We start from the raw sequence: 7,500 nt of genomic DNA, 5'->3' as shown, positions 1-7,500 counted from the left end.
GGCGCGTCTGCTGAATCGCGTTCAGGAAGGTGTGGAAAAGCCGCGCCCGAAGATCCTGTTCGAGCCGGGTCAGATGGTCCGCGTCACCGAAGGTCCGTTCAACGACTTCAACGGTGTGGTCGAAGAGGTCAACTACGAAAAGAGCCGCGTCCGCGTCTCGGTGCTGATCTTCGGTCGCGCCACTCCGGTCGAACTCGAGTTCGGCCAGGTCGAAAAGCAGACCGGCTGATCCCGTAGAGCCACGCCTTGCGTGGCTGCCTCGGGCGCATTCAGACAGGCCTGCAAAAACCTGCTATCATGCGCGGCTTCCTGTCAGGAAGCTGACAAAAACATTAGGCCGCCGCAAGGTGGCCTTCTGCGTGAATTCAAAACGCGATGCCGGGACGCGACATTCCCGGTCCGATGGGGAGCCTGTTGTCGCAAGGCGCTAGCACCCGGAGAGCACTCAAATGGCAAAGAAAGTTGTCGGTTACATCAAGCTGCAGGTGAAGGCCGGTCAGGCCAACCCCTCGCCGCCGGTCGGTCCTGCGCTGGGTCAGCGTGGTCTGAACATCATGGAATTCTGCAAGGCCTTCAATGCCGCCACGCAGAAGCTTGAGCCGGGTCTGCCGGTTCCGGTGATCATCACGGCCTATTCGGACCGTACGTTCACCTTCATCACCAAGAGCACCCCGGCCACCACCCTGCTGAAGAAGGCCGCCGGCATCTCGTCCGGCTCCAAGCGCCCGAACACCGACAAGGTGGGCAAGGTGACCCGCAAGCAGCTGGAAGAAATCGCCAAGGCGAAGGAACCGGATCTGACTGCCGCCGACCTGGACGCCGCCGTGCGTACGATCGCTGGCTCTGCCCGTTCCATGGGCCTCGTGGTGGAGGGTTAAGAAGATGGCACAGACCAAGCGTGAGAAGGCCATCAAGGCCGCAGTCGTTCCGGGCAAGTCCTACGGCTTCGAAGAAGCGATCAGCATCCTGAAGTCCGCCACCAAGGCCAAGTTCGTCGAATCGATCGACGTCGCTGTGCGCCTGGGCGTGGACGCCAAGAAGTCCGACCAGCAGGTCCGCGGTTCCACCGTGCTGCCGGCTGGTACCGGCAAGTCGGTCCGCGTTGCCGTGTTCGCTCCGGCCGGTGCCAAGGCTGACGAAGCCCTGGCCGCTGGTGCCGAAGCCGTCGGCATGGACGACCTGGCTGAAAAGATGCAGGCCGGCGATCTGAACTACGACGTCGTCATCGCGACCCCGGACGCCATGCGCGTTGTCGGTAAGCTGGGCACCGTGCTGGGCCCGCGCGGCCTGATGCCGAACCCGAAGGTCGGCACCGTTTCGGCCAACCCGGGCGAAGCCGTGAAGAACGCCAAGTCGGGTCAGGTCCGTTACCGCACCGACAAGGCCGGCATCATCCACTGCACCATCGGCAAGGCCGACTTCGCCGAAGACGCGCTGAAGTCGAACCTGACCGCGCTGCTGCTGGACCTGATCAAGGCCAAGCCGGCGACCTCGAAGGGCACCTACCTGCAGAAGGTTTCGGTCAGCTCGACGATGGGCCCGGGCGTCACCGTCGACCAGTCGTCGCTGACCCTGAAGTAAGTGTTTGAAGCGGTCACGAGCCCTGCCGGGTTCGTGACCGTGACATTTGAAGGCATCGGATCGGGTTCATCCCCGTGAAGACCGCCGTCAAAGACCGCAGGCGCGGTCAGTGCAATACCGGCGACGGGCAGGGACTGCTCGACATGGCAAGGAGTCGCCGCCGGCGCAGCACTCACCGCTTAATCGGTTCCTTCGGGAATCACCCTGCGTAGATGGTGCCTTTCTGGAGTTTTTCTGGTTTACGCACGTCTGGGGTTACCCAGGTTGGCCATCCAGGTCTAGAACGGCCCACCCTTGGAACATCAATCCGATGTTCCCGGCATCCAGGACGGAGGCCGCCCAGGACCGCGCACGGCAGGAGCCGTAAGCGGAGTTCAATTGGAGGAGTGCAATGGCTCTCAATCTGTCCCAGAAGCAAGAAGTAGTCGCCGAGGTCGCGGAAGTCGCTGCCAAGGCTCACTCCTTGATCGCAGCCCACTACGCCGGCACCACGGTCGCGCAGATCACCAAGATGCGCGAACAGGCCCGCAAGGAAGGCGTGTTCTTGAAGGTTGTCAAGAACACCCTGGCCGAGCGTGCGGTGAAGGGTACTGAATTCGAAGCTGCAGCGGCCAAGTTCACTGGTCCGATGCTGTTCGCGTTCTCGCTCGACGAGCCCGGCGCTGCCGGTCGCGTCATCAAGGAAGCCGCCAAGGGCAACGACAAGCTGCAGCCGCAGCTGGTTGTCATCGGTGGCGAAGTGTTCCCGGCAAGCCACGTTGAAGTGCTGGCTTCGCTGCCGACCCGCGATCAGGCCCTGGCCATGCTGGCCCGCGTCCTGACCGAGCCGGTGACGATGTTCGCCCGCGCTGTCAAGGCTGTTGGCGAGAAGCAGGAAGGTGGCGCTGTCGCTGCCGAACCGGCCGCCGAAACCGCCTGAGCTGCTTGTTACGTGGTTCCTGACGGAACCTAACCCAGAAAATCATCCAAAGGTAATCAAAATGTCCCTTACCAACGAACAGATCGTCGACGCCATCGCCTCGAAGTCCCTGATGGAAGTGATGGAGCTGGTCAAGGCCATCGAAGACAAGTTCGGCGTCTCCGCCGCTGCTCCGGTCGCCGTCGCCACCACCGGCCCGGTTGCTGCTGTTGAAGAGCAGACCGAATTCAACGTCACCCTGAAGAGCGCCGGCGACAAGAAGGTCGACGTCATCAAGGCCGTCCGCGCCATCACCGGCCTGGGTCTGAAGGAAGCCAAGGACCTGACCGAAGCCGGCGGCGTCCTGAAGGAAGGCGCGACCAAGGAAGAAGCCGAAAAGATGAAGAAGGACCTGGAAGCTGTTGGCGCGACTGTCGAAGTCAAGTAAACAGCTCCTTGCGTCGCCATCGAATCACGGCGATGCAGCCAAGGCTGGGGGCGTAAGCCCCCGGCCTTTGGTCGTTGTTGTACCGGGCGCTGCCCGGCTGCGGTAAATGCTTCAAAAAAGCCCAACACGGGCTGCAGTCATGCTTCGACACGGCCGCGCAAGGCGCGCCATCGGAGTACTGGAAGCAGACGAGTTGGCAGTTGGAAGTAGCAAAAGAAGGCGTGCTGGTGCCGGCAATACCAGCGACTTCCAACTGACAATTTAAATGTTCCCTTCGAGCCGTACCCTCAGGTGCGGCCCGCACAGCCAAGGTGAGACCTCATGACGTCCTATTCGTTCACCGAAAAGAAGCGTATCCGCAAGGACTTCGGCAAGCAGCGCTCGATTCTCGAAGTGCCGTTCCTGCTGGCCATCCAGGTGGATTCCTACCGCGAGTTCCTGCAGGAGAACATTGATCCGGCCAAGCGCCGTGATCTGGGCCTGCACGCCGCCCTCAAGTCGGTCTTCCCGATCGCCAGCTACAGCGGCAATGCCGCGCTTGAATACGTCGGCTACAAGCTGGGCGAACCGGTCTTCGACGAACGCGAATGCCGCCAGCGTGGCATGAGCTACGGCGCGCCGCTGCGCGTCACCGTACGCCTGGTGATCTACGACCGCGAGTCGTCGACCAAGGCCATCAAGTACGTGAAGGAGCAGGAGGTCTACCTCGGCGAAATCCCGCTGATGACCGACAACGGCACCTTCATCGTCAACGGCACCGAGCGCGTCATCGTCTCGCAGCTGCACCGTTCGCCGGGTGTGTTCTTCGACCACGACCGTGGCAAGACCCACAGCTCGGGCAAGCTGCTGTACAGCGCCCGCATCATTCCTTACCGCGGTTCCTGGCTGGACTTCGAGTTCGACCCGAAGGACGCCCTGTTCACCCGTATCGACCGTCGCCGCAAGCTGCCGGTGTCGATCCTGCTGCGCGCCCTGGGCTACAGCAACGAAGAAATGCTCGCGCAGTTCTTCGAGATCAACACCTTCCACATCAACCCGGACGAAGGCGTGCAGCTGGAGCTGGTCTCCGAGCGTCTGCGTGGTGAGACCCTGAACTTCGACCTGGCCGACGGCGACAAGGTCATCGTTGAAGCCGGCAAGCGCATCACCGCGCGTCACGTCAAGCAGCTGGAAGCCTCGGGCATTGCCGCCCTGGCCGTGCCGGACGACTACATCGTCGGCCGCATCCTGTCGCACGACGTGGTCGACGCCGGTACCGGCGAACTGCTGGCCCAGGCCAACGACGAAATCACCGAAGAGCAGCTGCAGGCCTTCCGCAAGGCCGGCGTCGATGCCGTGGGCACCCTGTGGGTGAACGACCTGGATCGTGGCCCGTACCTGTCCAACACCCTGCGCATCGACCCGACCAAGACCCAGCTCGAAGCGCTGGTCGAAATCTACCGCATGATGCGTCCGGGCGAGCCGCCGACCAAGGATGCCGCGCAGAACCTGTTCCACAACCTGTTCTTCACCTTCGAGCGCTACGACCTGTCCACGGTCGGCCGCATGAAGTTCAACCGTCGTGTCGGCCGCAAGGAAGTCACCGGCGAAGCCGTGCTGTACGACAGCAAGTACTTCGGCGAGCGTAACGACGAAGAATCCAAGCGCCTGGTCGCCGAGCACGGCGACAGCTCCGACATCCTGGACGTGATCAAGGTCCTGACCGAGATCCGCAACGGTCGCGGCGTGGTCGATGACATCGATCACCTGGGCAACCGTCGTGTGCGTTCGGTCGGCGAAATGGCCGAGAACGTGTTCCGCGTCGGCCTGGTCCGCGTCGAGCGCGCGGTCAAGGAGCGCCTGTCGATGGCCGAATCCGAAGGCCTGACCCCGCAGGAACTGATCAACGCCAAGCCGGTGGCCGCCGCGATCAAGGAGTTCTTCGGCTCCTCGCAGCTGTCGCAGTTCATGGATCAGAACAACCCGCTGTCGGAAGTCACGCACAAGCGTCGCGTCTCGGCCCTGGGCCCGGGCGGCCTGACCCGTGAGCGCGCCGGCTTCGAAGTGCGCGACGTGCACCCGACCCATTACGGCCGCGTCTGCACCATCGAAACCCCGGAAGGCCCGAACATCGGCCTGATCAACTCGCTGGCCGTGTACGCCCGCACCAACCAGTACGGCTTCCTGGAAACCCCGTACCGCAAGGTGCACGACGGCAAGGTCTCCGACGAGATCGAGTTCCTGTCGGCCATCGAAGAAAACGAGTACGTCATCGCCCAGGCCAACGCCCTGACCGATGCCCAGAGCGTGCTGACCGAGCAGTTCGTGCCGTGCCGTTACCAGGGCGAGTCGCTGCTGAAGCCGCCGGCGGAAGTCCACTTCATGGACGTCTCGCCGATGCAGACCGTCTCCATCGCAGCCGCGCTGGTGCCGTTCCTGGAGCACGATGACGCGAACCGCGCACTGATGGGCGCGAACATGCAGCGTCAGGCCGTGCCGACCCTGCGTGCGCAGAAGCCGCTGGTCGGTACCGGCATCGAGCGCGCCGTGGCGCGTGACTCCGGTGTGACCGTGAATGCCCGTCGTGGTGGCGAGATCGTGCAGATCGACGCCGGCCGCATCGTGGTCAAGGTCAACGAGGACGAGATCACCGACGCCAGCGATGCCGGCGTGGATATCTACAACCTGATCAAGTACACCCGTTCCAACCAGAACACCTGCATCAACCAGCGTCCGCTGGTCGAAGTGGGCAACGTGGTGGCGCGTGGCGACGTGCTGGCTGACGGTCCGTCCACCGACATCGGCGAACTGGCCCTGGGCCAGAACATGCTGATCGCGTTCATGCCGTGGAACGGCTACAACTTCGAAGACTCCATCCTGCTCTCCGAGCGCGTGGTGGAAGAAGATCGTTACACCACGATCCACATCGAAGAACTGACCTGCGTTGCACGTGACACCAAGCTGGGGCCGGAGGAAATCTCCGCCGACATCCCGAACGTCTCCGAGCAGGCGCTGAACCGCCTCGACGAGTCGGGCGTGGTGTACATCGGTGCCGAAGTGCGCGCCGGCGACATCATGGTCGGCAAGGTCACCCCGAAGGGCGAAAGCCAGCTGACCCCGGAAGAGAAGCTGCTGCGCGCGATCTTCGGTGAGAAGGCGTCGGACGTGAAGGACAGCTCGCTGCGCGTTCCGCCGGGCATGGACGGCACCGTCATCGACGTGCAGGTCTTCACCCGCGATGGCATCGAGAAGGACAAGCGTGCGCGCCAGATCGAAGAAAACGAGATCAAGCGCGTCAAGAAGGACTTCGACGACCAGTTCCGCATCCTGGAAGCGGCCATCTACGCCCGTCTGCGTTCGCAGATCGTCGGCAAGGTGGTCAACGGTGGCGTCAACCTGAAGAAGGGCGACACCATCTCCGACGCCTACCTGGACGGCCTGAAGAAGGCTGACTGGTTCGCGCTGCGCATGAAGGACGAGGACGCCTCGGAAGCCATCGAACGCGCCCAGAAGCAGATCCAGGCGCACGAGAAGGAATTCGAGCGTCGCTTCGCTGACAAGCGCGGCAAGATCACCGCCGGTGACGACCTGGCTCCGGGCGTGCTGAAGATGGTCAAGGTGTTCCTGGCCGTGAAGCGTCGCATCCAGCCGGGTGACAAGATGGCAGGCCGCCACGGCAACAAGGGTGTGGTGTCCAACGTGGTGCCGGTCGAGGACATGCCGTACATGGCCTCGGGCGAAACCGTGGACATCGTGCTGAACCCGCTGGGCGTGCCGTCGCGTATGAACATCGGCCAGATTCTGGAAGTGCACCTGGGCTGGGCAGCCAAGGGCCTGGGTCGCAAGATCCAGCGCATGCTCGAAGCCCAGTCGGCACTCAACGACCTGCGCAAGTTCCTCGACGACATCTACAACCACGACAAGACCCAGCATGCCAACCATGTGGATCTGTCGCAGTTCAGCGATGAGGAACTGCTGCGTCTGGCCCAGAACCTGACCGACGGCGTGCCGATGGCCACCCCGGTGTTCGACGGTGCCACCGAAGCGGAAATCAAGCGCATGCTGGAACTGGCCGACCTGCCGAGCAGTGGTCAGACCCAGCTGTACGACGGCCGCACCGGTGAAGCCTTCGATCGTCACACCACGGTCGGCTACATGCACTACCTGAAGCTGAACCACCTGGTCGACGACAAGATGCACGCGCGTTCGACCGGTCCGTACTCGCTCGTTACCCAGCAGCCGCTGGGCGGCAAGGCGCAGTTCGGTGGCCAGCGCTTCGGTGAAATGGAAGTCTGGGCGCTGGAAGCCTACGGCGCGGCCTACACCCTGCAGGAAATGCTGACGGTGAAGTCCGATGACGTGCAGGGCCGCAACCAGATGTACAAGAACATCGTCGACGGTGAGCACGAGATGGTCGCGGGCATGCCGGAATCCTTCAACGTGTTGGTGAAGGAAATCCGCTCGCTGGCCATCAACATGGAACTGGAAGACAACTGATCGTGCAGGCGCGGCTGCCCCGGCAGCCGCGCCGCCGGAAGTGATCCCCCAGCCCATCGACACAGATTTACTCCTTTCGGAGAAACACCATGAAAGA

The 7,500-nt window shown here is 62.8% G+C and carries 6 protein-coding genes (1 of these 6 only partly in view); all 6 read left to right on the top strand.

The annotated features are described in order from the left end of the window. Positions 1-229, top strand: the end of a protein-coding gene (nusG, locus tag QMX83_RS18145; RefSeq protein ID WP_282298042.1) for a transcription termination/antitermination protein NusG. The gene continues 335 nt to the left of window position 1, outside the view; the window shows 229 of its 564 coding nt (coding positions 336-564); the start codon falls outside the window, past its left edge; the stop codon is at positions 227-229. A gap of 220 nt (positions 230-449) precedes the next feature. Continuing rightward, positions 450-878, top strand: coding sequence for a 50S ribosomal protein L11 (rplK, locus tag QMX83_RS18140; RefSeq protein WP_279941644.1), 429 nt, complete (start codon positions 450-452; stop codon positions 876-878). 4 nt (positions 879-882) lie between these two features. Further along, the gene (rplA, locus tag QMX83_RS18135; RefSeq protein ID WP_125358616.1) at positions 883-1,581 is read left to right on the top strand and encodes a 50S ribosomal protein L1; all 699 of its coding nucleotides are present in this window, start codon (positions 883-885) and stop codon (positions 1,579-1,581) included. Positions 1,582-1,972: 391 nt separating this feature from the next. Continuing rightward, positions 1,973-2,500 (top strand): 50S ribosomal protein L10, encoded by a 528-nt coding sequence (gene rplJ / locus QMX83_RS18130; RefSeq protein ID WP_282298041.1) that lies wholly within the window; start codon positions 1,973-1,975, stop codon positions 2,498-2,500. 61 nt (positions 2,501-2,561) lie between these two features. Beyond that, a complete protein-coding gene (gene rplL, locus QMX83_RS18125) occupies positions 2,562-2,927 on the top strand; it encodes a 50S ribosomal protein L7/L12 (RefSeq protein WP_282298040.1) in 366 nt (121 codons plus the stop codon). Positions 2,928-3,248: 321 nt separating this feature from the next. Continuing rightward, positions 3,249-7,403 (top strand): DNA-directed RNA polymerase subunit beta, encoded by a 4,155-nt coding sequence (rpoB, locus tag QMX83_RS18120; protein WP_282298039.1) that lies wholly within the window; start codon positions 3,249-3,251, stop codon positions 7,401-7,403. Positions 7,404-7,500 lie beyond the last annotated feature (97 nt).

The organism is Stenotrophomonas sp. PS02289 (assembly GCF_029960115.1).
In the GTDB taxonomy this organism is placed as follows: domain Bacteria; phylum Pseudomonadota; class Gammaproteobacteria; order Xanthomonadales; family Xanthomonadaceae; genus Stenotrophomonas.
Note: the sequence above shows the minus strand (reverse complement) of the source record. Positions and strands in the feature narration are given on the sequence as shown.